Raw genomic sequence first — 24398 nt, forward strand, 5'->3', positions numbered from 1 at the left:
CGGACCCACTTTTTCTGCAATTTGGAGGAAACGATATGAAAAAAGATATCAAATTCAGCACCCGGATGGCATCCGAAGACCGGGAGGCCATCAAGGAATTGGCGAAACGCTCCGGGATGTCTATGAGCGATTATGTGACAGCTTGCTGTCTGGGAAAGCAGGTAGTGGTCATCGATGGACTGAAAGAAGTGCTCAAGGAGCTGAAGTCTATCGGCAGAAATCTGAATCAGCTTGTCACCCTGGCGCACATGGGGCGCGTCACAGTGATCAATCTGGACAGCGTACGCCAGGCGTTCTCTGAACTCTGTGCTGCTGTCCGGTTGATTCTGGAACGAAAGCGGTGGTGAAAAATGGCGATCATCAGCTTCACTAACTACAAGCGAGGACAGACCACCGGATGCATGGGAGCCGTGATGCGGTACACCATGCAGAACAAGAAAACCGAGTGTGACGGTCAACAGTTGGTCACAGGCATCAACTGCCAGCCGGAATCTGTCTACGCGGACTTCATGACCACCAAGCGCCTGCATCACAAAACCGACGGTGTGCTGTTCTACCACATGGTGCAGAGCTTTCCAAAAGGCGAGGCAGTCGACCCAGTCACCGCTCATGCGGCGGCGCTGAAGCTGGCTGAGTACTATGAGGGGTATGAAGTTCTGGTCTGCACCCACACAGACCGGGAACACATCCATTCCCACTTCCTCATCAACTCCGTTAACTTCGATACAGGAAAGAAGCTGCACATCGCAAAAGAGCAGCTCCAGGAACTGCGGCAGCGCAACGATCAGGTCTGTATGGAGTTTTCTCTCCCTGTGTTTAAGCCAACGGACAGGAAAGAAAAGACCAAGACGATGTCCATCGGCGAGTATCACACGGCTGCCCGTGGCCAGAGCAAAAAACTGCAGCTCATGAATATCATCAACGACTGTATGCGCCACGCCTCCAGCCGTGAGGAATTCATTGCGCTGATGGAGAGCGAGGGCTACAAGGTACGCTGGGAAACCTCCCGGCGGAATATCACCTACACCACACCCAGCGGCTGGCAGTGCCGTGACCGCCTGCTATTCGGAGACAAGTATTTAAAGGAGAATATGGAATATGAGTTCAGGATCAGAGAAGAAATTATCTATGGACGAACTGCTGGAGAAGAACCGACCTGCGCAGATGGTACAGACCACGCCGCAGCTCCCGGCACAGGAGCTGACAACGCCTCCCGAAGTGCATCCCACAAAAGCGGAGTTGGAGGAACTGCTGAGCAGCCTCTGCATGCTGGGGTACCACACCGAGAGACAGACTGGTTATCTGAAGAAGGTCAACGAACTGCTGGCGCAGCTTCCGACCCGGACGCAGATGGACGAACTGCTGAAAGCGGTGAAGCATCTGGAGAAGATGAGCGAACAGGCTGGGAAACAGAGCGAGAAGCGTTTTTCTCTGCCCAGCATCAGGCTGCCCAGACCGAGTCTGCCGTACATTCCATGGGCCAGTCTGCTGTTGGGTCTGGCAGCCCTGGCGCTGACTGGGCTGGTGCTGTGGGTGGTGTGGTCCAGCTTGGCCACGCTCTGGAGCGTGGCGAGGGGCCTGCTCCCGTGAGGGACGCCACCACCACGCACTACCACGCAGACAGCAAGGCACTTCGAAAGGAACGGCAAAAGAAAATCGCCCAAGGCCACGCCGAGGACGACCACGAAGAAGAACAAACTTGGCAGCAGACCATGTAAAGGAGGATGATCACATGAGTTATCAGCAGGCAATGTATGATCGGGAGCATCCCCGATACTCTGAGCCGACAGAATATATCACGATGGAAGTGGACGGACTGATTGTTGCCCTACGCTTCAAAAACGCCGTTACACAGCCTGACACAGTATCTGCAATTGAGCAGACGCTGTTGATGGCGCAGGACTTTGAAAATCTGAACAAGCCCGCTTGATTCAGTAGACTTTTTACCAGTGGTGTGGGATACTGTGTGTGCATATGAACCTTGACAACTGAATGAACAGCAAACCATATGCACCGCAGTCCTACACCAGAAAGGACAAGGTGCAATCATGGAAAAAAACAAGAGAGTATATTGCCTCTATCGAGTCTCTACCAAAGGACAGGTAGAAAAAGATGATATCCCGATGCAGAAACAATACTGCCGTGAATTTGCGGAAAGCCAGGGATGGACGATCATCAAAGAATTTGCGGAAAAAGGTGTCTCGGGTTTCAAGGTGGCTGCCGCTGACCGCGACGCGATTCAAGAGATCCGCCAGGACGCTGAGGAACGGAAGTTTGACATCCTGCTGGTGTTCATGTTCGACCGCCTGGGACGGAGAGATGATGAGACGCCCTTCGTGGTGGAGTGGTTCATCCGCAACGGAATCGAAGTGTGGAGCGCAATGGAAGGGCAGCAGAAGATGGATGATCATATCGACAAACTGCTGAACTATATCCGTTACTGGCAGGCCTCCGGTGAGAGCCTCAAAACCTCCGCACGAACAAAGACACGTCTGTCACAAATCGTGCAGGAGGGGAGGTTCCGCGGCGGGATCGTTCCCTATGGATACCGCCTGGAAAAGCAGGGGCGCTTCAATAAAAAGAATCACGAAGTCAACGAGATTCTGGTTGACCCGGATGAAGCTGCGGTGGTGCGCATCATCTTTGAAAAATATGTCTATGAGGGGTTCGGCGCACAGCGGTTGTCCCGGTGGTTATATAACAACGGCTATCTCAATCGAAAGGGAACCAACTTCGCCAATACCACCATCATCAAAATGCTGAAGAACATCATGTATGTGGGAATCCTGCGCAGTGGGGAAACACGCTCAGAAATCTTTCCGGAGCTGCAAATTGTTCCGCTGGATCTGTATGAGCGAGCACAGGAGTTGATGGAGGCCAGGACAATGCACCACAATGAAGTGCCCTTTAACTCCAAGGGGAAGGCGCTGCTCTCCGGGATGGTCTACTGCGCCCACTGTGGTTCCAAACTGGTGCTGACCACCAGCAGCGGTAGACGCGCCAAGGGTGAGCCCAAACGGGAAACCCATATCCGATATGCCTGCCACTACAAGATCCGCCATCCTCAGGACTGTGATGGTCAGACCGGATACTCCGGTGAGAAACTGGACGGCATTATTGATAAGATCGTCATCCAACTCTTTGAGCGGATGAAGACTGCACCCAGGAGCCAGCTCATTCAAAAGCAGCGGGAAAAAGAACTCCAACTGGCAAACAGTTCGGTGGCGAATCTGGAGAAACTCCATGCCACCGCAGAACGGGAGCTGGAGAGCTACAAGAAAGAGATCATCAAAACCATCAATGGGACTGGCAGTTTTGGAGCGGATATCCTTGGCGAGATGATAGAGGACACCCGAAGCAAACTGGCGGCGTTGGCCCAGGAGTTGGAACAGGCCAGGGAGAAAGCGGCTGATCTGAAGAACTCTGCTGTTGCCGTCCAAAAGGAGTATGACAAGATTATGTCCTGGGCCGACCTGTATGCGGGGAGTAGTATCGAGGGAAAGAAGATGATCCTGCGGCAGCTCATTGAGCGGGTAAATATCGGGAGGAACTTTGAAATCGAAGTGGAATTCAAAATCAGTGTCACACAGTTCTTCGACTTCCTGCATCCGGAAGGGGACAAGAGTGTGTACTATCGTGCATCCTGAAAGCATGAAAAAACTCGGGAGATCTCAAAACGAGATCTCCCGAGTGTGGTGGACCTAATCGGGATCGAACCGACGACCTTACGGATGCGAACCGTACGCTCTCCCGAACGCGACACAACACGGGCCCCAAGTATTTAATCTGATTTAGCTACAGAATAGACTCAACATAGGGATGCGTGTGACTCGAGGTACAACTGGGGTGCGAATTATTCGATGGTATGCCGCAAATAATTCGCACCCCGAAAACTGTCGCAACTTTAGCAGAGCTAATTATGGCTATTCATTCCGGGGTTGATGGGGCGTGCATAAGTTCTTTGATCTTTGCAATTAAGAGAGGGCCTTTGGCAATTTTATCAGTCCCGCCCATTTCTTTATAAATTGAAAATACCCATTGGGAACTATTCGCTATTTGCTCTGTGCTAATTTCGTTCAAATTTATACTCGCTAAATCTTCGCTCATTATTTCTTCTTTTCCGAGTATGCGGGCGCAAAGGACATAAACGACATAGAATAATATATCAGACTTGTCCGTTGTAGTATATTGACCGCAGGAGCGTAAAAAAGAATCTACTTTTTTCCCAATAAATGCTGCGGCGTAGAATGTGGCAAGATTCTGCTTGGGATTATAGAGAGTATTATAAGCATCATCATCAGTCAGCAATGTAGACGGCCTCGCTCGTGCGAAATCCGGACGCTGTAGAATAATTGACATAAGACACTGGGCAAGAAATGAAACACTTACAATTTGCGTAGACTTTTTACCTTGATTCCGATAATAGTTCTTACGTCTATCGTAATATAGATCACGTGGCCTAAAAAAGAGTTCAATTTGACGATGTATGCTGTCTGTCGCCCGGAGAGAAGCTTTTGGAATGGCAGTCTGGCTATTCGTTGCAAAGATAATTTTATCACGCGAGTCATCGGTTTCAGGCACAATAACTCTCACAAGTAGACATCTATTTTCGGACTCTAACATATTTGGGTGTGAAACAAAATAGTTATATATTTCATTTGAGGTCTGCAATCCGTTTACTATTTCTGGATGGGAGATTCGCAATTCTTTTACAGTCACGAATTGTGCGCTTTCTGCCAAAATAGTAATCCCATTATTGAGCCACCAAAAGTCTTCGCCCCCATAATGCTCTAATGAGTCCTGTATCTCCTTGTTTACGGTAATATGACCTTGGTAATCTCGGACATTGGACTCAAATATATGCTTAATTAACTCGCCAGATTCATCCGTGATAAATTTATAATATTCTGGAAGCTTAACAAGAGATACATATACTTGCTGTGGGGCTGGGTTAATCGGGGATTCCGCCAGTTTCAGATAGAACTCTTCCTTTGGCGGTGATTCTATCATCTCCATCAATTGGTCTGCACCAATAAAAGATACATCCACTGTGACAGAAGGATTTGGAAACATACCCTTTACTAAGGCCTTTAGTTCATCGGCTTGGGCATTAACATTCTGATGGATATCAGCACCTTTAGATACATATTTATATTCAATCTGTAATTTCGCGCGTTTATGAATAAGATGAATATATGTATCTTTAAAAAAAGCGAACGCTTGACGAACGGCTTCCGTATAGCGGTCCTTATACTCATCACACGATTTTTCAAGTGACAACAAATTTGCCGATACGGTTTTCCATTTATCAAACACCTGCTCTTTAAATGAGTAGGTGTTTTTTGCCTGTATGATGCATAAAGTCAATTTGACATCCTGTTTAAATTTTGTGTCATCGTCATCTTCATGAATAAGTTCGCCATCTGCAAAAAAGAAGATTCCATCGCAACCGCCATCGCTTCCACTACCAGTCAGATGCTGTTCAATCTCCTCATCGCTCAAATCATATTTTTTTAATACTTGCTGCGCCGAAAAAAACTCAAAGTAAGAATCCTCAGTTGAATATTGGGGGTTATCTGCAAAATTTCTCGTTACAATTTCTGATAAAAGAATTTGATTATTGGTCGGCATTTGTTATCCTCCCAGAAGAAATTTGCGCCTCTAAGCTGACTGTATTATAATTGATTCGACAGCAGAAAGCAACCTGTATACTATATTGTTAGCACTACACAGCTATTGATTTCTTCTCAACACAGTATCCAATTTCTCTTGCGTCGCATCAGGAAAGTTTTTCAGAATTTGCTTGTAACTAAGAAATTTTGACTCAGCTGGGGAGACGGAGTAGCATGACGTGATATACTCATACCCCCACAGAGCCTCTGGCGTGGTATAGACGGAGATGGGCCAGCCATAGGGGATACCCTTCTTGTTGATCCGTTGCTGGAAGTCCCGGATGAGCAGATAGCCGCCCATCTGCAGGTCGGTGACGGTACCCTCGAAGTTCTTTTCCCCGCCCTTGCCGAAGCCGGCCCGCTGTTTCAGGGCAAAGGAGAACCACTCGTCCTGCCCGGCAAAGCAGTCCATGATCCGCTTCTGGCGCATGGGAGCCAGCTCGTCCTCCCAGCGGCTGTCGAAGTCGTACCCGTCCCGCCGCCAGTTGGCAAAATGGGGAAACCAGGCTTTGGAGATGAAGCCGGCCTTCTTCCCAAAGAACTTCCCGTAGGCCACCTTGCCGCTGCGGGCCATCAGGCACCGCCACTCCCAGGGGTCCTGGGCTTCATCCCCAGACCACCAGTAGAGGTCAGCGGTGTTCTCCTCCACAGAGAATCCGTCCACCTCATTTTTGAACAGGGGCAGAAAGCCAATTTCGTCAATCCACTCGATCAGCTCATCCCAGCTCTGAATGCGGGCGGGATCATACCAGTCCAGTCCCCGCATGATCCACTCGCCGTTCTCGATGGCCATGATATTCCCACCTCTACCTTGCTGCCATGATTATAGCACAGTAGGGAGGAGAGCGGCTATTGATATTTCTTCAGATCAACCCATCTCCATGCCGTTGAGGAATTGGGCCTCGGAAATGTTGAACTCGATCTGGATACCATAATTACGGGTCAGGGTAACGGCCTTGATCATCTGTGAGGTGATCACTTTTTTCTCGTCAATACTGGCAGAGTCGAAAAGTTCCGCCCAGGAGAGGAGCTGCTGGTGCTGTGCCAAGATTTCTGATGAGATCGTCTTGGCCTCACTCATGTCCATCTGAAGCGCCTCAATTTCCTTGGAGAGTTCATCTACCTTTCCCTGCACCATATCCATCCGCTTTTTTACTTGTTCTGGCGTAAATACACAAGTACCCTCAATAGAAGCAAGCATTAGTTCTTCCCATTTAGAGAGCTCCTTGGCAGCTTTGGAATATTCCGCCTTCGCCAATTTCAACTTTTGCTGATATTCCTTATTGGAAATCTGCACTTGTGCTTTCAAAAATTCCTTTTCATCTACCCGTTTGGCTCGCTCAAAAATGCCCCGAAGAATGGATTCAACGACGCTGTCCACTTTCTCCGCACGGTATGTAGTGGGACCGTCACATTGTTCCTTGTGCTGGGTTCGGTTGTAGCACTTATAGATTGCGATGCGCTCCGGGTGGTCTGAGGGGTGGTGGGCCTTCCGTGCGGTAGTTGCAAAAACACGGCCGCCGCAATGACCGCAGTAAACATTCCCTGAGAGCAGGGCTTTCCCGACAATTTTTCGCGGATAGGAGCCGGAAGAGCGGACCACTGTGGCTTCACTTCCATCCTCCAAGGCGACTTTTTCCGTTTCCCAACCACATTTGATGGCGTAGTTGATGGATCTCTGCTCCCTGGCCTTTGTCACCCGTTGAAACTGCTCCAACGGGATGATCTGCAGCTCCGGGAACACTTCAGACTGCGTTTCCCCGCTTCGCAGGATGCCGGCGTTCATGATGTTGGCCAAGATGTGCTGGATCGTGGAATAGTGAAACGGTTCTCCGGTTCTCAGATTGATGATTCCCTCATTTTTCAGGATCGTGGAGATTTTCCGGCCTCCGTAACCGTATCGATCAGTCAGGTCAAACATCCGTTTGACCGCTGGCGCCTCATCCGGATTGATCTCAATATCATATAGTTCCCGATTTTTCTTTCCGGTCCGGCCCTTTTTGACCAGCTGAAATCCATAGGCGGGAACACCGCCGCGGAAGCGGCCCTCTTGAACGATTTGACCAAGCCTGGTCTTGGTGCGGATGGAGGTCTTCAGGCTTTCCCCGGACGCCTGCCAGTATCGGATGTAATTCATGAGCTTGTCCACATGATTATCAAACCGCTGCTGTCCTTCCTCGGCGCTCCATACCTCGATCCCGTTATTGACGAACCACTCTACTACAAAGGGTGTCTCATCCTCTTTGCGGCCAAGTCGGTCAAACATAAAGACCAACAGAATATCAAATTTCCCCAAGGCCGCATCCCGCTGGATCTCTTGGACTGCATCCCGGTCTTTGGCAGAGACCTTAAAACCGGAGACACCTTTTTCAGAAAACTCCGCAATGATGTCCCAGCCCTTTTCAGCGGCAAATTCGTGACACCGTTGTTTTTGCATGGGGATATCGTCTTTTTCTACCTGTCCTTTTGTAGAAACGCGATAAAGACAGTAGACCCGCTTTCCCATGGGCACCCCTCCTTAACCTGCACTCCGCTGGAGGTAGGATTCCTTCAGAATCTCCCGCACCAGACTGGGAACAGCTTGGTTGGTCTGTTCGCTAAAGATGAGCCTAACGACCAGACCTTGGACGATCAACTCTTGTACGCCTTGCCTTTTTGTATCATTCTGCTGTCTCATGGCCGATAGCTCCTTCCTGAATGATTTGCTCCAGTTGATGAATCAAAGAACTGGCTTCCTCCGGCAAAGAGAAAGCCAGTTCCTGTGCGGCCTGGAGCTGCTGAAGGACAGCTTCCAGGTCATCTCGGTCAAGTGTCGATGTCCCGCAGAGCACAATGGCCCGGTCGAGGCAGAGGATTTGAATATCCTCACCAGGGGACAGATTTGCTTGCTCCAAAAGCGGAGATGGGATCAAAAGTTTTTCCTCGTCCTCCCCGGCCTCGATGGACTCGGGGGAGAGCAGAAACTCTTGATAATCATTTTTTACGCCGTCCCTTGTCAGATAGGCGAGGCAGACGGGATCGGCAGGGGATAGCCCCATCTCCTGGATTAGTTCAGGTGGGATGTGGAGATCCCCGTTTTCGCTTACCTGCAAGAACACTTCACGGATTTTCAAACACACCATCCTCCCTAAAAGATAAAGTGCCGGCGTCCGAGAACGGTGGCCGGCACTCATCATGATTTGTCAATAGTAGTTGTATATAGAGAATCCATCATCAGATGATTGTGGCCCGGAATCATCTGGTGCTTTCCCGGTTCACAGTCACACATTATTTTCAATAGTTTTCGCCTCACTCTTCTTGGTGTTCCTTAAAATCTGCGGTTAATACCACAAACATAGGGATCGCCCCGTTTTTGGCATTTCACCCTCTCCAGCGATTTTTCAGGATTTATGCAATAAAAGCATCCTCATCAGTTGGAGGATGAAACAGGGACAAAGGCGATCCCCATGGCTTCTGATATTAAGACTTCACAGTTGTGTTATCTCATATGCGCCTGTATTCGACACTACTTCCCCAGGCGGCAGGGCAACCGATCTGGACCGCAGCTGGCTTCACTGCGTCATGGGCGTCTCACCCCCGCGAGGATCTCTCCCGGCTGCCCTCCTTGCTTGCGGCTGGGACTGGGCAGAAGTATCATTATCCCTGGCGGAGTCATTGCGAAACAGCCCGCCACAGGCTGTTTTGTGGACGGATGGATCCGCTTGGCACCTTATTTGGCCGTCTTTGATGCAGGGTTTATCTGCACAGGTGGTCTTGGCGCATCCTCCAGCGTCGCTTGCCCCGGTCAAGGGGCCCCGTCAGGAAGGTATCCAGATGATTGGATATTTGATTTTCAAAGAACACGAGAGGAAACCCCCTCACTCTATTACCCGTTGAGTGAGGGGGCTGAGAACCAGAATTTTATGTTTTTATGATTTTTCTGAGTTTTGCCAGGACTTTATGGCGGCGCTTATTGACCCCTTTCTGAGAGATCCCAAGCTGCTGGGCATACTCCCGTTCAGTCAGCTCCTGGTAGAACAGCGCGTCAATCAGGGCTTTCTCCTCGGCGGTCAACTGCAGCAGAGCCGTGCGGAGCAGCCACAATTCCTCCTCATGAAGCATTACCGTCTCTGGTGTTGGCTCATCTATGGAGAATTGGCGGTGTTCCTCCTCCATCAGCCGGTCGTAGGAATCCTCCCGGCCGGGCAAAAGATTAGCGACTTTACCCTCTGGGTCGTAGGAAAATCGTTCTTGTTTGATGTCTACTTCCATGTACTCCATCTTGCGGTCGCTTTTCTTCAGAACCGAGAGGACGTCAGGCCGCATTTGGATTTCTGGATAGAGTCTCCCATAATCGGGGTGATATTTATCATATTTCGGCATACGCCGCAACCTCCGAATCTTCTGAAATTTTGAGAAGTCAAAATTTCAGAAGCCGGAGGTCCCCGGCACCCTACCGTGTGCCGGCGGGCAAAACAAAAGCCGCCGACCCCACAAAAATGTGTGGAACCGGCGGCACCATTTACAGCATTAAGAAGTCCGCAGAGGGGGATGCCAAGGTGGTCATGCTGAAACTGCGTGGCACTATGCTCCAACGCCCTCCATCGGGCGCGGCCCCTCTTTGTCTTATGTTCTGTGCTTGTGCGGAGCGCCGGTAGGCGCAGGTTCTTCTTAACGCTGTCATGTACCCAAGTGCATCACAGCGTCCCTTCCCCGCGTCTGCGGTGGCACACAAGCGGCGATCCTCTCCCCCTCTCCTCGGCGGTATGGCAGCTCAGAGCTGCCGCTTGGTCAGATCATGGCTCGTCAAAAAACAGCAGAAGGCCGCCGCCCCGAACACTGGAACGGCTGCCTCCTGTTATCGGTTCATCAGACATGGCCGAGGACATTTTGATCACCTTCCATCTGCTTTGCTGCCATGACAATAGGATAGAAAATAAATGGCAGAAAGTCAGAATGAACGCAAAAGAAGGATATGAGATTTTTCTAAAGATTATCGCATAAATCGACATTTTATGGACTAATATCAGAATCAGAACGAAGGATATACCCAATCCCCCAGGCTGTCTCAATCAAGTTGCCAGCTCCGGAGCGGCTCAATTTTTTCCGTAATTCCTTCACATGGAACTTCAATGTAGCATCCGGGCTGGTGTCATAATCATTCTCCCAGATGTCTTGGTAGAGCTGCTCCTTTGTTACAACCGCACCCATGTGCTTTGCCAAGTTGCTTAGAACGGCAAATTCCTTGGGTGTGAGTTTCAAATCCTGTCCATTTAAAAACACCTTCCGAAGATTCAGATTGATCTTCAAGCCACTCCCTGAAATTTGAATGGAAGCATATCTCTGTGTATCAGAAGTTAGATACCGCCGCATGATTGCCGTGGCATTGGCAAGGCATCTTTCTGTGTCCAAAGGATAGTCGAAGGCGAGATACCGATCTGCGCCAGCATTTAGCGTCTCTACTTCCTCTGATCTGGTGGCGTGGGCTGACAGAACAAGGATTGGAGTCTGCTCCAATTCTCGCATCCTGCGAATTAGTTCCACACTGTTAATCTCAGAAAATGCCAAATCCATAACTACAAAAACATAATGGTATCTTGCCATCAGATTCATAGTTCGCAAATGACCATCTGCATGGTGAAGATCCAAGGAAAGTTCCAGCAGACTATTCTCAATATCTTGGCGGAGTTTTGGGTCGCTTGTGATAATCAAAGCTCTGTGAGGCATCGTCTCACCTCGAATCTATCGGTATAAGTGTAAGAGGAAGCAGTGAGAGACTGCTCATAAGCTTCAAAAAATATCCAAATACTTATAAATCAGTTCTCACAGACGAGCTTACCATCTAAAAATTTTATGCTTTGAATTTGTGCTGTATTTGTGACCTCCACCGTTTCCCATCCCGTCCAACGGAACACCTTATAGAGCCGTCCGCCTTGCAGATAGTAGATGTAATTCCCATCTACGACAAAGGATGTAATGGAACCCACATCTGCCAGCAGTTCGTCCACCGTCGGTTCATGGTCAAACAAGCCCCAAAAAGTCGCCGTGTTATCAGAGCCGGTGCTGAAGTAAAGCCGTGTGGAAAAATTCTTCAAGTCGATTCGGTAAATCTGAAAACCATCGCCCACCTCGCCGCTGGAGGCGTAATAACAGGCGTCCTCATCAACGTAGATGCTGGAGATCGCCCCGGATTGTCCAAAGGGATCACGGGTCAGCAGGATGGCCTCGCCTGTGGCCTTGCTGGTCGCGGTGATGGTGTTCTCCACCATATCAAGCTCTACCGTGTAGGCGCTGTTTTCTCCCTTGGACGCATCGGCCAGAAAATCATGCGTAATCTCACTGGAATTGCTGTGCCCGCAGCCAGTCAATGAAACGGTCATGCAGAGTATGAGCACCGCTGTCAGGACCGGGCGGGCAGAAATGGCCTTCTGCCTGCCGACATAAAATCTGAAACAAAGCCACACCAGCAGACATACGATAGCCAAGAACAGGACTATCAAAAAGCCGAACTGCTCCGGTGTGATGCCCGGAAAGGTTACTATATCAATCAAGTTCCAGTCCTCGTCATATCCAACCTCTGTCAGTGTCCCCCACACATAGCCGGTTCCGGCCAGCAGACCCGCCGGGAGCGGAAGGACATATTTGAGAAAGCTGCCGCCGATCAAATGTGGCAGAATAGAAACCGCGATGCCGGAAAATGTAGTCAGTACCGTCTGCCGGAACAGGATGGAGAGAAGGGCAATCAGGATAGCAAACCAAGCAGCGCCCAAGCATCTGGACAAAACTACGATCCCATACGCCTGCCCAACGGAAATAAGGTAGGGAGAGTGTTCAAAAAAGGACAGGCTTTGCAGCGGATAGGATGCTCCATCCAGGCCGACCGACAAGGCGACAACGACAAACTGTACCAACTGGAACAAAGCCGTTGCCAGAATTGCCAGAGCCGCCATTGCGCCCAATTTGATCCCAGCCAACCGCCCCCGGCCGTTTCTGCAAGAGCGGAGGATCTGCGCCATCCCACACTGGTATTCCCCGCAGAATACCGGAACACAGAGCGCCAGAAGGAACAACAGCAGGATTACATTCACCCCATCGCGGGTCAGCAATGTGTCCCATCCTCGCTCATCCATCAGGAAACGATGGGCGGGGTCCTCTTTTGCGTAGTAATACTGGTTATAGATGGTCAAAAAGGCGGCTTTTCTGCCGTCATCGGATCGGGTGGCTTCTGCGTACTCCGCCTCCATCTCCTGTGCCTTTTCCTCTGTGATCTCGCCTTGCCAGCGTTCCATGTAGGTCAGGTAGGTATCTTCGTTCCGATCAATCACATAACTGCTGTCGTAGCCGCTGCCGACGCAAAAGACTGCATAAGCCGCCAGAGCAATCAGAAGAAGCAAAAGCCCTTTATGATGAAATAATATCTTCTTTAATTCTACTTGCAGCATGATTTCCTCCTGATTGCTATGACCAGCAGACACGCGATTACAGCCTGTACGCCCAGAACTACAAAAAGCCGGAGCAGATATACCCCGCCGATGCTCACTCCTGACAGGCTTTCCAGCAGTTTACTGCCGCTGGTCAAGGTGAATGGGCTGATGCAGGAGAGGGCCTGTTTCCACCACACGGGGGAGAGCGCCCAACCAGTGCAGTAGTTTAATACCACGCCAAGCCCCAATCCCATCAGGCAGGGGTAGAGTGATTTTTGGAAACAGGCGGACAGGAAAATCAGCAAAAGTGCTGTCACGCTGAAACCGATGGCCTTCAACCCGCTTATCAACCCATAGAACAGCAAAATGGAGCCGGAGAATGGCGTATATTGATAGCTCTCAATGGCATAGAGCGGGCTGCCCCAGCCCTCAAAACCGCACAAAAGCCCAAATACCAGGAGGTTTAACAGGGCGAACAGGATTGTCAGTATCCATGCAAATATCACTCCAGCGCCGCATTTGGAAATAAGCAGAGGCCATCTACCTCGTTTGCAGGAGGACAGAATGAGGGTCATCCCGTTTTCTTTCTCCCGTGTGAATGTGGGCGCTACCGCTAAAATAAGTAAAAGCAGAATCAACAGATCGGAAAAATCATAGGACAGCAGAGCCTCCCAGCCGTCATACAGATAAAACGCAGGAATCGTTCGGCCTGCATAGTGATGGAGAATATAGGCATTTTCTGCCGCTCCCGCTGTGTTACCGCTCTCTTGATAGAAAGTCATATTTTCTTTCGCCTGGGCCAGAATCTCCTCCATATCAGAGGAATACTTGACACTGTACTCCATGTGGGGATAGAAGTAACTGTGGAGCAGATAGTAGTCGCCAAAGATATAGCCGCTGTAAGTCCCCTCCTGCGGCTCCCGGCTATATGTTCCATCTGCCGTCAAAGCGTCCAGCCGCTGGTACTCTGACGTGAGGAAGCGTACGATTTCCTCTGTAATGGGGCCTTTGATCCGCTCATAGATGGTGTCGTAGCCTGCCTGCATTCCGCTTGTATTGGCCGCAACGGGCCGTATCTCTCCGGCGTGATAGTCTGCAATGATTTTGACCGTATTCAGACACAAGAATAGCGCCAGCGCAATCAGCGTATAGCGCCGCAGGATGCCTTTTCTGGCCTCCAAATAGAGAAAGCTCATATCTGTCCCTCACTTGGCTGGAAAAAGGTGTGCAGGAACACGTCGTCCAGATTTGGGGATACAGTCTTTGCGCCTCGGAGCGGTTTCCCATCATCCACAATGCGCAGCAGATAGGAGCCATCCTGCTGCTTGATATTGCTCACGCAGTAGGTGTCCACCATCAGAGCCATATCCGCCTCGTTGACCGACACCTCCCACACCTTTCCCTGGATGCTCTGCTCCAGTTCCCTGGGCGTACCCTGCATGACCAATGTACCCCTCCGAAGCAGGAGGATTTCTTTGGCGATATATTCCACATCGGAAACAATATGGGTAGCTAAAAGGATGATGCGCCCCTTGGCCAGACGGGAAATGAGATTGCGGAAACGGATTCGCTCACCAGGGTCAAGGCCCGCCGTTGGCTCGTCCAGCACCAGCAGTTTGGGGTCGTTCAGAATAGCCTGGGCGATCCCCAGCCGCTGCCGCATCCCACCGGACAGCGCCCCGATCCGCTTGCTGCGGTTTTCCTCCAGGTTGACGAAAACCAGGGCCGCGTCGATGCTCTCTTTTGCGTTCGCTACCCCTTTTACTTGACACATATAGTCCAAAAATTCCTGTACGGTAAAATTTGCATAGAACTGAGGGTACTGGGGCATATAACCAATCCGGTCGAAGTAGCGCCCGCCCATCTGGACGGTGTTTTCACCGTCCAGATGGATCACGCCGCTGCTGGCAGGCAGTATTCCAATCAAAATGTTGATCAGTGTCGTTTTTCCAGCCCCATTTGGCCCCAGCAGACCGTAAACGCCTTCTGTCAGAGTAGCGGATACATTTTGGAGCGCGGGATATTTTCCATAAAATTTTGTGATGCTTTCAAGTTCCAGTTTCATCATGTATTCCTCATGGAAGGTCAACCGCTTGTGAGAGGGCATAGCCGTCATCCGTGCCCAAAGCTGCATAGGCGGAATGGCCGATGACCCAAATCTCATAGGGCTTGCAGTTTGCATCCATCGTATAGGTTTCATCCGCAACTTTCGTGCCATCGCTGACCTGATAAGCCCGCAGAGTACCGCTTGGGCTGTCCCCACCCGCACAGGTCACAATATACTGGCCGTCTGCGGATACGGCGGCGATCCCGCTTTCATCTCCGCTCTCCACACTGATTACTTTTCCCTGCTGCTGGGCTAAGTCCAAAAAGAGAACGGAGCCGGTCTGCTTTGCGCCTCCCATGCTGGCGGGCAGAATCGTATCGGAAACAGCGGCATATTCTCCGTTTACAGAGAGCATGGAACCGGAAAAGCCCTCAGCAGAAAAAACAGCGGCGGTGTTGCTGCTCAGATCAATCGAGCCATAGGCCGTGGTATTTTCCTGCCCGTCCAGGCTTCCGAAAAAGGCCAAATAGTCTCCGCTGCCGCTGTACCCGACTGCCTCAAAATAAACGGTTTCGCTCATGGCCGGAGTGATTTCCGTCAGTTCCTGTGTATCAAAGGTATATTGATAGAGGCTGGGCCCTTCCGCATATACAAGGTTTTTCCCATCCGGCGCAGCAGCAAAGACAGAGCCCCAAAGCCCATTTACCAATGTCTCGTCCGTCAATTCATAGCTATCCACCAGATTAAGGCTTTGATCGAACAGCCAGTAATACAGTGTCTCCGCAGAACTGTCGCCGGAGATCACCGTGACCCCGCCGGTATCCTGCACATCCGCCGCTGCCTGACTGGACAGCATGACGATGGCTCCCTGGCTGGTCTTGTCTGTCAGCAGGGGCGTTTGGGCGGCGTCAAAAACATAGGTGGCTGTTACTTCGCTGGTAGATAAATCGGTCAGTTTCAGCTCATTGGTGGTATAATCGTACTCCGGCGAGAGAAAATTGGCTCCGCTGCCGGCTGTCTGTTCCGCCGATTCGTCAGGAACCTGTTGGGTGTTCGCTGAGGGATCGCTGGACGGATTTCCGGTGCTTGCCGCCGGTTCGTTGCCTCCGCAGGCGGAAAGCAGAGAAAGACTGAGTGCAAGCACAAGCAAAATGCTGATTCTTTTCATGTTCGTCAAACCTCCCCGTTGACCAAAAGTACAGATGCTGTCTTAACTGGATTGTTGATTTCAAGTTCCCCATCTTCCGGGGTAACGGCAATGGCATAGACCGTGTTCAGCGTACCAAGTGCAGAGGTATCAATCTGGAATGTGGCTTCCACCATCTGGTTTTTCACCGTCCGAACAGAGAGATAGTCCGCTCCATTGAGTTGGACAGGCTGGTGGTTGATAAACAGAGTGATATTGAAATCCGCCTCCGGCCCGCCGTAGAGCTGCACAGTGATTGTCGCTGTTTTCCCATCTGCCTGAATGTAATTTCCATCTTCTACACCCAGGGACAGGGTTGCCGTCGTGTCCAGGCTATCGGTCGCGCCCCATGCGGCCAGGGTATCTAATATGTCCTGCGGCAGATCCACCACCTTGTAGTCCGTATCGGCTGTCGCCAATGTCTGTGCGAGGGCGTCTGCTGCAAAAGAAATCTGGCGGGATGTGGTTGCAGACTCCTGGTGGTGGAAGCCATAACGCGGATTATCCGGTCCCTCTGCCACAAAACTGGGTTCCAGAATGGTGACAGCCATAACAGGGACGGTTTCTCCCGCTTTGCCTGTCACGGGCTGGAATACCATGTCGAAATTCTCCTGCTGTTCATAGTCCAGGTTAAAGACCTGCATATAGCTTTCCTCAAGCTCTGTACCATCCTCATAGACTGCGGAATAGGGCTGGGCCACCCCATCCACAAATAGGAGGACGCCGATCTCTGTGGTCTTTCCAGAAGAAGCGCCAGTTATGGAGAACGGAATTTCCAAGGACTCACCATCGTAGGTATAAACCGTGTCCATCGGATCTTGCAGGCCAAATTCCGCAGAGCCCATCTCATTGTCTGCCGGCTCCTCCTCAAAATAAGCGTCCAAGTCGTTTGATGCGTCCGGGGCCGGGTCGCTGGCCTGCGGTGCGCTGCACCCAGCCAGCAAACATACAAGCGCCAAAGAGAAAAAAAGAAGTCTGTGCATAAAAAATACTCTCCTTATCGGTAGGATAAGGAGAGCATAATGGGAAAAGGTCTACGATTGGTCAATCGGCATCAATTTTTTCTGCTTGTATCTGCATTTCCACGCAGGCCCCGTTGCGATTGCACAGAGAGAGCGTTCCACCTTGTTTCTGGCAAAGGGTGTTGCAGATTGAGAGGCCAAGCCCGAAGTGGTCATTTTCCGTATTCTCTTTGTAAAACGGTCTTGTGGCGGAGCGGAGGGATTCTTCTGAAAAGCCCTTCCCATCATCATGTACTTGAATTGTAAGCAGACCTTCTTGCCACCCGGCCTTTAATGCGATCTCATGGCGGGCGAAACGCAGCGCATTGGAAATCACATTGTCGATCATGCGATGTACTAATGTCCCATCCAGCATGGCCTGAATATCCGGGACCCCACTAATATCCATAGAGAATTGAAGTTGGTGCTGCAACGCCAAAATGGTGTATTCGTCCTCTTGATCCTCGAAAAAATCCTGCAAAGGGCAGACTGTTGGTTTCACTGGGATGGCATCCATCGCCTGTATCTCGCGCACCTGGTTTGCATACTGTTCCAGTCGGTCTGTTGCCAAAGAAAGATTGTGGATCGTGTCCAGCAGTTTGTCCTCGCTGATGCGTCCAAGCGGGACATTATGCGAGAGATATTCTGTGTAGCCCTTCATCACGGTGATGGGGGTACGGAGGTCATGGGCGATGGAGGCGCTGAGTTTGCGCCGCTCCTCCATCATAGCCCAAGTCTCTTGATTATTTTTTAGGAGGGCGGCCCGCATGGTGTCCATAGCCCGACAGAGCTCGCCCATTTCATCCGAAGCCGGATAGTCCAAACAAAAATCCAGGTCGCTTTGCGATATGCGGTCGGCGCTCTGTAAGAGTAAAGACAGCGGCTGTTTCAGTTTGATGGAATAAAACATCCAGGCACAGAAAATCGTACCAAGCACGAAAAGCAAGGTCGGCACCAGGATCACGGCCGCTTTTGCCACATAGTAGGCGACCCGTTGTGTATCGCTCAGGTTGGCGATTTGGTACTCCGTGGATAAAATTACAAGCTGTCCATTTTCTCCCGGAACGATCTGTTCATCATCTGCAATCACCAGGTTATATTCATCCTCAGTCTCTTGGGGTGGCAGCACCTGATAGTCCGTCACACTTTCCAAGATTTGATTTTGCACGTTGACACAGGTAAAAATGGTTACTGCTGAAATACCAGCTACAAGCACCGCCATAACAAGGACAAGTGATACAAAGGCTCGGCGGAGAGGCATGGAGCGAAGCCAGTGCTTTATTTTACCCATTTATAGCCGCACCCCCAGACTGTTTCAATATACTGCGCCCCCAGCTTGTTTCGGATGCGTCGGATGTGTTCCTTCACCACAGCATTGTCAGCGGTGCCGTCAAAGCCCCGCACCTGTTCATAAATTGTTTCCCGGCTGAACACTTGTCCAGGGTGGAGGGAAAGCAGTTCCACTATATCAAATTCTACCTTGGAAAGTTCTATGGGCCGACCATTTCGAGAGACGGTCCTTGCGGCGTAGTCCACCACAATGTCTCCAAAGCCACGGACGCTGATTTTTTGCTGGATACGGCTCTCTCTGCGCAGGTGAGCCTCCACCCGGGCAGTCAGTTCGGCCAGGCTGAACGGCTTCAAAATGTAATCATCACCACCGGCCCGCAGACCAGCGACACGATCCGCCTCCTCAATCCGGGCGGTTAAGAATAGGATGGGGCAGGTCACATGGTCGCGGATTGCCCGGCACAATTCAAGGCCATCCATCCCCGGCATATTGATGTCCAGCAGAATAATATCCGGCTGCTGGGTCAGCTTTTGCAGGGCCTCCTCGCCGCTTTTTGCGGTGATGACCTGATATTGCTCCATTTCAAACTGATCCCGAAGCATATCTAAAATCATCTGCTCATCATCTATAATCATAATCGCATAACTCATGGTTTCACCTCGCTTGCTGGCATCATAATAGGAAAAAGTCTATAATTGGTCAAGTCCCTTTCGGAATCAGTATTTCTGCCTTTGTAAAGAGATGACGGAAATCCTAAATTTCATTGCCTTTTGCCAGAAAAAGCGTCCGAGGCTTTTGACTTACACTTTGCGATTAATTCTTTCCGCTGTCTATCCATCGATTTGCGCGAATCACTCTGGTCAATAACTTGACAAAATACTTCACAATAGATCTTCTTCAAATTCATAACAGCCTTCATCCTTACTTAGTTGTTTAATTTCACTCTATTGTATAAGACGATTTACGAGGCAGGATCTGATGTGGTATCTCTATAAATTAATTACAATTTTATGCTTTTCATTTGATGATGGAGTCGGTATCCGGGTGGATTACCGTCACCGGCAGTTTTTTCTTCAGTGCCGCATAGTTATAGGTCATTCCCGTGCCGCTCCGGATGGACTTGTCCAGGTCGTACACGGTGATCCCGCACACTGAGCGATCCACCATGTAGTAGTCCCGACGCTTATAGGCATCCTGGCGATAAGACTTACACACCACCACACTGTCAGCGCATTCCTTTAGGATGCGTTGATAGCGTTCTTTTTGTTGCGGAGCAAAAGTATCCCCGAACTCCGTGAAAGGGATGGCAACATGGAGTTCCAGGTCATGGTACTGCTTCTGCTGTTGCAGTTCCAGCACGATCTCCGCAGCCCAGGTATCCACGCCGGCCGCTCCACCAACCCAGACGCCCCGGATGCCATCTTGTTCATAGAGACGGATGATTTCGCTTCGAATGGCCGATTTGATCTTATCGCACCTTGGATCGTTCTCTGGGAACTTAAAACGGTTTGGGCGATGCCCAGTGATGAAACAGAACCGCATACAGCTGCCACCTTTCCTGCGTTGGTAGTAAAAATATAAATTGTCTCTCGTATTTGATAATTATATCGTTAATTATCGCTAATGTGAAGTCAAAATTGAAAGTATGACTACGAACTCTATCTGCTGGTTCATATTAGAATAAAACCAACAGAAGGAGTGATCAGATGGACGACACTCAGCGGTATATCACCTATGTGCGGGAGCGAATCACAGATCTGCGGACACAAAAGGATGTATCGGAGCACCGCATGAGCCTGGAACTGGGCAAAAGCGGCTCCTATATTCGGGGCATCACCAGCGGGGCGGCTCTGCCCTCCTTACGGGAGCTGTTCAATATTATGGCCTATTTGGAAGTGTCCCCCTCCGAATTTTTCGATGGTCTGGATGATCCAGACTCCCTGCGCACGGCATTACGTGGAAGACTGATGGAGCTGAACGACGAGGACTTACAGAAAGTCTCATCCTTCCTCGACTGGATCAGGAAGTAATCTCGGAAATTGTTCTTTTCTCTGTCTTAGAAAATCTTAGAGTGGGCACTTCTGGTTGGCTCACCATGAACCAGTCCTCGGTTCACCAAATGGGCAGACTCTCCCCCTGGCGGGGGAGAGTCTGTTTTTCATCAGGAGAGCCGATAGAGATTCGAGGTGCGCCCACCGTTTTCTCGCCATCTGGTCTCCTTTGTCAGCAGTCCGGCCTGACATAAATCGTCCAGTGCCCGCTTGACGGTGGAGCTGGAGAGTCCCAGCTCTCTCGCAATCGTCTTAATCGCCGGCCAACACTTCCCGTCCCGGTCTGCTCGGTCTTTCAGGTACATATAGACCGATCTGGCCCGGTGGCTCAGGTCGGAGGAGTAGATGTTACGGAAGTTTGTCACAGATATCACCCCCTCAGCGCCGGATCCTGGGCCTGCGCCCATCTTTGGGCGAGTCATCCGCCTGCACGACTTGAACCTCGCCGCCTGATGCTGGCGGCTCCGCCTGGGGGATCTCTCCATCCTCAACAGCAGGCGCGTAGTGCTTGCGGAGGATCGCTGCCTCCAATTCCTGCTTGCTGGCGTAGGCCACCGGCCGCTGGGCGCGCTCGGGTACCTCGTAGGACTTGTCGAACTTGATGCCCCAATCCAGGAACAGGCGAAGCCGCACCTGCATAGGGTGGACGCCGGTCTTAGCCACAATAAAGCTGCCCTTTGGCATGGACTTCAGCTCGTCGGGCGTCATGAGGGGCCGCTCGATCATCTGCAGGCTCTGGGACGGGTCATTTTTCCCTCTGGAGATTGATCCGCTCATCACTGTGCGGCTCCCCAGGGCTTTAGACAGCTCCACCGCCGTCTGGCTGGCCGGGGCGAATCCACCGGAGATCAGCACCTGGCAGTTGTCCACAATGATCTCCGAGCCTTCCTTTCCATAGTTCTTCTGAAGCTGCCCGGTGATACTCTGTACAATGGGCACCAGCATCAGGCCACGGGAGCGGGAGGCAGAAAACATCAGCTCCAGGGACTGGATGGGCGGGCAGGTACCCAGCTCATCCGCGAAAAAGACTACTCGGTTTTTCAACCGTCCGCCGAGTTCATCTGCTATGGTGAGGATCTCCCGGTACAGGTTCTGAAGGATCAGGCTGACCATGAAATACTTGGTCTGGTCCTCCTCCGGGAGTACGATAAAGATGGCGGACTTCTTATTGCAGAAGGTCTCCGCGTCGATAGCGGTGTCGAAACACAGGATCTGCTCCATCTCGCTGTCCAGGAACGCGTTCAGCCGGGACAGCACTGTGGAGATCACCGACATCATGGCCTGCTCTGAGGTATTCAAAGCGGCGCCGGCGAACCACTTGGCTTTATGGTCTGGCGGAAGTTTCGTCAGCAGGAGCTGGAACTGGTTCTTGCCCTTCACGCCGCTGGGTGCCAGGAGCTCCTGCACCAGCTTGAAGACCGAGACGATGTGGCGCTCCTCGATAGGCTTGCCTTCCGCATCCTCGGTGGGCAGGTATTCCGCCACCAGCAGGAGCATGGAGGTCAGCAGGCCCTCGGCCGCGTCGTAGAAGTAGGCGTTCTGCCCGTATTGGGAGCTGTCCCCGGTGGTGTTGATCAGGGTCTTGGAGAGGATCTTGGCATACTTCTCCGCCTTGGCCTTGGCCGGCAGATTTTTGGGGTCAGCCTTGTAGATGTCCATATACTTGTTGATCAGGTGGAGCAGATTATTGCCGTCCGAGCGGGTAGGGTTGCGCAGATCCAGCACGGCGATTTGAAAGCCATAGCACTCCTTGGCGATCCCCGCATAGTTGCGGAACAGGTCGCCCTTGGTGTCCGTGCAGAGGAAGGACATCCCAGTGGCCAGAGCGTATTCGATATTGGGATAAAGAAAATAGGCCGTCTTGCCCGCGCCGCTGGCGGCGGTGACCAGGGCGTGGATATCGTCTGTGTCCACGATGGCGATGACATGGTCCTTGCGCCCCTCACAACCCAAGACCAGCCCCTGCTTTTTGGGGAGGTGCTCACCTTTTCGCCACTCCTCCGGTCGGAAGGGGACGTGAGCATAGGTCTGCTGGATCTCTTTCTTGGTGGCCCATCGTGCGGTTCCATGCTGGCCGTCTCCTACAGTCTTGGACTTGATGTTGTTCAGGGAGCCTTGTCCGGAAAAGTGGGTCACCGCGGCAAGGAGAAGAAGGGCGCCTCCTGCCAGTGCCAGCAGGAGGATCGTCTGCATATTCACGCACTCACCCCATCTCCATTCCCAGCGCCTGTTTCTGCTTTTCCATCGCTTTCAGTTCATCCGCATCATTCTTAACAGAGACCTTGGCGCAGGAGAGGGCCAGTTCCAGCCACGCACTGGCGATCTCCCGTTTCTCCGCCTCACCGCGCACGCCCGGAGCACCGCTCTTAGCCAGCGCGGTTTGGAGCTGGGCAGAGATCTCCTCCGTCCGGTTCCGGATGGCCATCCGATTCTGATGGGGCAGGATGTGGCTTTGCAGATGCTGACTTCCCTGAGCTGGAGTCAGGGCAGTCCCCAGCTGGCGGCATTCCCGCAGGGTCACCAGCAAAGACAGGGCGGCTATCTCCTCCATGCAGTCCATGGCCGTTTCCAGTTTCTTTTCTTTCAGGCATTTGCTGTAACATTGAAACAGGTGCGGCACCTGCTGCATCGCCCCGTCCGGCTTCAAATCCATGCATTTTACCGCGATGCGGGCGCAGACAAGCTCCGCCGCCTGGAGTTGAGGATGCTGCTCCGCAGGCTGGGCAGGCCGGCCGTTGAGGGCTTTCAGATCTTCGTCCCAGTCCTTATATTCCGGCCGCAGTACAGAGACCCGCGTGTGTCCGTGCTCCCGCAGGATATCCGTGAGACGGCCCGTGGCCTCGATCCCCGCGGCATCGTGATCCAGGCAGAGCACGACTCTCTGGATCCTGGGATCTTTCTCCAGCATCCAGAGCATGGCCTGCTCCGAAGTGCCGCAGAGGGCTACATAGCTGTGTTCCCGCCAAGCCTCCGGATAGAGGGTCAGGAAGGCCAGCAGGTCAATGGGCGCCTCGAACACATAGAGCCGGCCGCTGTTTCCAAACCAGTGAAAACTGCAACGGGGATCGCCGCCCTCCACATTCCTGCGGAAGCTGTTTCCCTGGGTGTAGAGGCTCCGCTTATGGGCGTGGCGGGCAGCGCCGTATTCGTCACTCCCAACGAATACGGCATTATGATATTCCTTCGTCCCTGCCCTTGACTTCTCACAGCTTTCGTAGATCATTCCGCGTTTTGTAAAGGCGTCGAGGACATCTCGGTCAATGAATCGCTGCTGGAGCAGATAGGCGTAGAGCTGCCGCATAGTTGGACTGGCCGGAGGGAGGACAAATTCCTTTGGTTTCTCCGGCTCAGACGGTACTGTCTGGGGATAACCGACCCCCTCGCCGTCCAGCAGACGTTTCACCGCCTCTGGGTAAGTCAAGCCGTAATACGTTTGGACAAAGGAAATCGCGTGGCCTCCCTCCTTCGATTCATGATCGTACCACTCGTTGCCCCTCACAGTGATGCTGTGGTCTGAGGACAGGCGCTTGTCCCGACCGGATGGGATGAGTTTCTCTCCCTGTCGGCGCAGGAACTCCACCAGATTCACATTGTTGGCTCGGAGCTTTTGCTCCTCCGTAAAAGGGATATAGGGCATTTCACACCTCCTGGTAAAAAGCCGGGGGGCCGCGTCCTGCGGCCCCCGAATGAGAGATCATCTTCGACGCTGCCGGGTCTTCCGGTGATAGGGGACCTGCCGCACAGTGG

23 protein-coding genes and 1 tRNA gene are annotated in these 24398 nt (G+C 51.7%); 5 read left to right on the forward strand and 19 right to left on the reverse strand.

The window, feature by feature from the left end:
- Positions 1–35: 35 nt before the first annotated feature.
- From mobC to B5G34_RS11565, 4 genes are all read left to right on the forward strand, one after another.
- A complete protein-coding gene (gene mobC, locus B5G34_RS11550; protein WP_087337477.1) occupies positions 36–347 on the forward strand; it encodes a plasmid mobilization relaxosome protein MobC in 312 nt (103 codons plus the stop codon).
- 3 nt (positions 348–350) lie between these two features.
- Complete coding sequence (locus B5G34_RS11555; RefSeq protein ID WP_087337480.1) at positions 351–1718, forward strand: relaxase/mobilization nuclease domain-containing protein; 1368 nt, start codon at positions 351–353, stop codon at positions 1716–1718.
- Between the two features lie 14 nt (positions 1719–1732).
- Positions 1733–1930, forward strand: a complete 198-nt coding sequence (locus tag B5G34_RS11560; RefSeq protein WP_006572265.1) for a hypothetical protein — start codon at positions 1733–1735, stop codon at positions 1928–1930.
- 118 nt (positions 1931–2048) lie between these two features.
- Positions 2049–3647, forward strand: coding sequence for a recombinase family protein (locus tag B5G34_RS11565; protein WP_087337483.1), 1599 nt, complete (start codon positions 2049–2051; stop codon positions 3645–3647).
- Positions 3648–3693: 46 nt separating this feature from the next.
- Here B5G34_RS11565 and B5G34_RS18785 read toward each other — a convergent pair.
- From B5G34_RS18785 to B5G34_RS11635, 16 genes are all read right to left on the reverse strand, one after another.
- Positions 3694–3774: transfer RNA gene (locus tag B5G34_RS18785), tRNA-Ala, on the reverse strand.
- A 153-nt stretch (positions 3775–3927) separates the two neighbouring features.
- Positions 3928–5631, reverse strand: a complete 1704-nt coding sequence (locus B5G34_RS11570; RefSeq protein WP_087337485.1) for an AIPR family protein — start codon at positions 5629–5631, stop codon at positions 3928–3930.
- Positions 5632–5733: 102 nt separating this feature from the next.
- Complete coding sequence (locus B5G34_RS11575; RefSeq protein WP_087337488.1) at positions 5734–6465, reverse strand: hypothetical protein; 732 nt, start codon at positions 6463–6465, stop codon at positions 5734–5736.
- A 75-nt stretch (positions 6466–6540) separates the two neighbouring features.
- Positions 6541–8178, reverse strand: coding sequence for a recombinase family protein (locus B5G34_RS11580; protein ID WP_087337491.1), 1638 nt, complete (start codon positions 8176–8178; stop codon positions 6541–6543).
- Positions 8179–8190: 12 nt separating this feature from the next.
- Entirely contained in the window at positions 8191–8349 is a 159-nt protein-coding gene (locus tag B5G34_RS18790) for a hypothetical protein (protein WP_162609476.1), read from the reverse strand.
- Positions 8333–8785, reverse strand: coding sequence for a hypothetical protein (locus B5G34_RS11585; protein WP_087289520.1), 453 nt, complete (start codon positions 8783–8785; stop codon positions 8333–8335). The genes B5G34_RS18790 and B5G34_RS11585 overlap by 17 nt, the downstream gene beginning before the upstream one ends.
- A gap of 787 nt (positions 8786–9572) precedes the next feature.
- Positions 9573–10034, reverse strand: a complete 462-nt coding sequence (locus tag B5G34_RS11590; RefSeq protein ID WP_087289519.1) for a sigma-70 family RNA polymerase sigma factor — start codon at positions 10032–10034, stop codon at positions 9573–9575.
- A 630-nt stretch (positions 10035–10664) separates the two neighbouring features.
- On the reverse strand, positions 10665–11378 hold the full coding sequence (locus tag B5G34_RS11595; protein ID WP_087337494.1) for a response regulator transcription factor: 714 nt from the start codon (positions 11376–11378) through the stop codon (positions 10665–10667).
- Positions 11379–11467: 89 nt separating this feature from the next.
- Positions 11468–13093 carry a hypothetical protein gene (locus B5G34_RS11600; protein WP_087337497.1) on the reverse strand — a complete coding sequence of 542 codons (1626 nt, stop codon included), beginning with the start codon at positions 13091–13093 and terminating at the stop codon, positions 11468–11470.
- A complete protein-coding gene (locus tag B5G34_RS11605) occupies positions 13081–14271 on the reverse strand; it encodes a hypothetical protein (RefSeq protein ID WP_087337499.1) in 1191 nt (396 codons plus the stop codon). The genes B5G34_RS11600 and B5G34_RS11605 overlap by 13 nt, the downstream gene beginning before the upstream one ends.
- Positions 14268–15140, reverse strand: coding sequence for an ABC transporter ATP-binding protein (locus tag B5G34_RS11610; protein WP_087337503.1), 873 nt, complete (start codon positions 15138–15140; stop codon positions 14268–14270). The genes B5G34_RS11605 and B5G34_RS11610 overlap by 4 nt, the downstream gene beginning before the upstream one ends.
- A 10-nt stretch (positions 15141–15150) precedes the next feature.
- Positions 15151–16290 carry a hypothetical protein gene (locus tag B5G34_RS11615; RefSeq protein ID WP_087337505.1) on the reverse strand — a complete coding sequence of 380 codons (1140 nt, stop codon included), beginning with the start codon at positions 16288–16290 and terminating at the stop codon, positions 15151–15153.
- 5 nt (positions 16291–16295) lie between these two features.
- On the reverse strand, positions 16296–17291 hold the full coding sequence (locus tag B5G34_RS11620) for a hypothetical protein (protein WP_087337508.1): 996 nt from the start codon (positions 17289–17291) through the stop codon (positions 16296–16298).
- A 61-nt stretch (positions 17292–17352) separates the two neighbouring features.
- Positions 17353–18600 (reverse strand): HAMP domain-containing sensor histidine kinase, encoded by a 1248-nt coding sequence (locus B5G34_RS11625; protein ID WP_087337512.1) that lies wholly within the window; start codon positions 18598–18600, stop codon positions 17353–17355.
- Positions 18588–19250, reverse strand: coding sequence for a response regulator transcription factor (locus B5G34_RS11630; protein ID WP_087289511.1), 663 nt, complete (start codon positions 19248–19250; stop codon positions 18588–18590). Before B5G34_RS11630 ends, B5G34_RS11625 begins: the two co-directional genes overlap by 13 nt.
- A 367-nt stretch (positions 19251–19617) precedes the next feature.
- Positions 19618–20142 (reverse strand): SLOG family protein, encoded by a 525-nt coding sequence (locus tag B5G34_RS11635; RefSeq protein ID WP_087337515.1) that lies wholly within the window; start codon positions 20140–20142, stop codon positions 19618–19620.
- Positions 20143–20306: 164 nt separating this feature from the next.
- On the opposite strand from B5G34_RS11635, the gene B5G34_RS11640 reads away from it, so the two are divergent.
- Positions 20307–20630, forward strand: coding sequence for a helix-turn-helix transcriptional regulator (locus B5G34_RS11640; protein ID WP_087337518.1), 324 nt, complete (start codon positions 20307–20309; stop codon positions 20628–20630).
- 131 nt (positions 20631–20761) lie between these two features.
- Here the strand turns inward: B5G34_RS11640 and B5G34_RS11645 are convergent, their stop codons facing one another.
- From B5G34_RS11645 to B5G34_RS11655, 3 genes are read right to left on the reverse strand one after another with little or no spacing between them, the layout of a single operon-like run.
- Complete coding sequence (locus B5G34_RS11645) at positions 20762–21016, reverse strand: helix-turn-helix domain-containing protein (RefSeq protein ID WP_087289536.1); 255 nt, start codon at positions 21014–21016, stop codon at positions 20762–20764.
- A 13-nt stretch (positions 21017–21029) separates the two neighbouring features.
- Positions 21030–22844, reverse strand: coding sequence for a type IV secretory system conjugative DNA transfer family protein (locus tag B5G34_RS11650; protein ID WP_087337521.1), 1815 nt, complete (start codon positions 22842–22844; stop codon positions 21030–21032).
- Positions 22845–22854: 10 nt separating this feature from the next.
- The gene (locus tag B5G34_RS11655; RefSeq protein WP_087289507.1) at positions 22855–24288 is read right to left on the reverse strand and encodes a toprim domain-containing protein; all 1434 of its coding nucleotides are present in this window, start codon (positions 24286–24288) and stop codon (positions 22855–22857) included.
- Positions 24289–24398: the final 110 nt, after the last annotated feature.

This window comes from Flavonifractor sp. An82, assembly GCF_002159265.1.
GTDB lineage: Bacteria > Bacillota > Clostridia > Oscillospirales > Oscillospiraceae > Flavonifractor.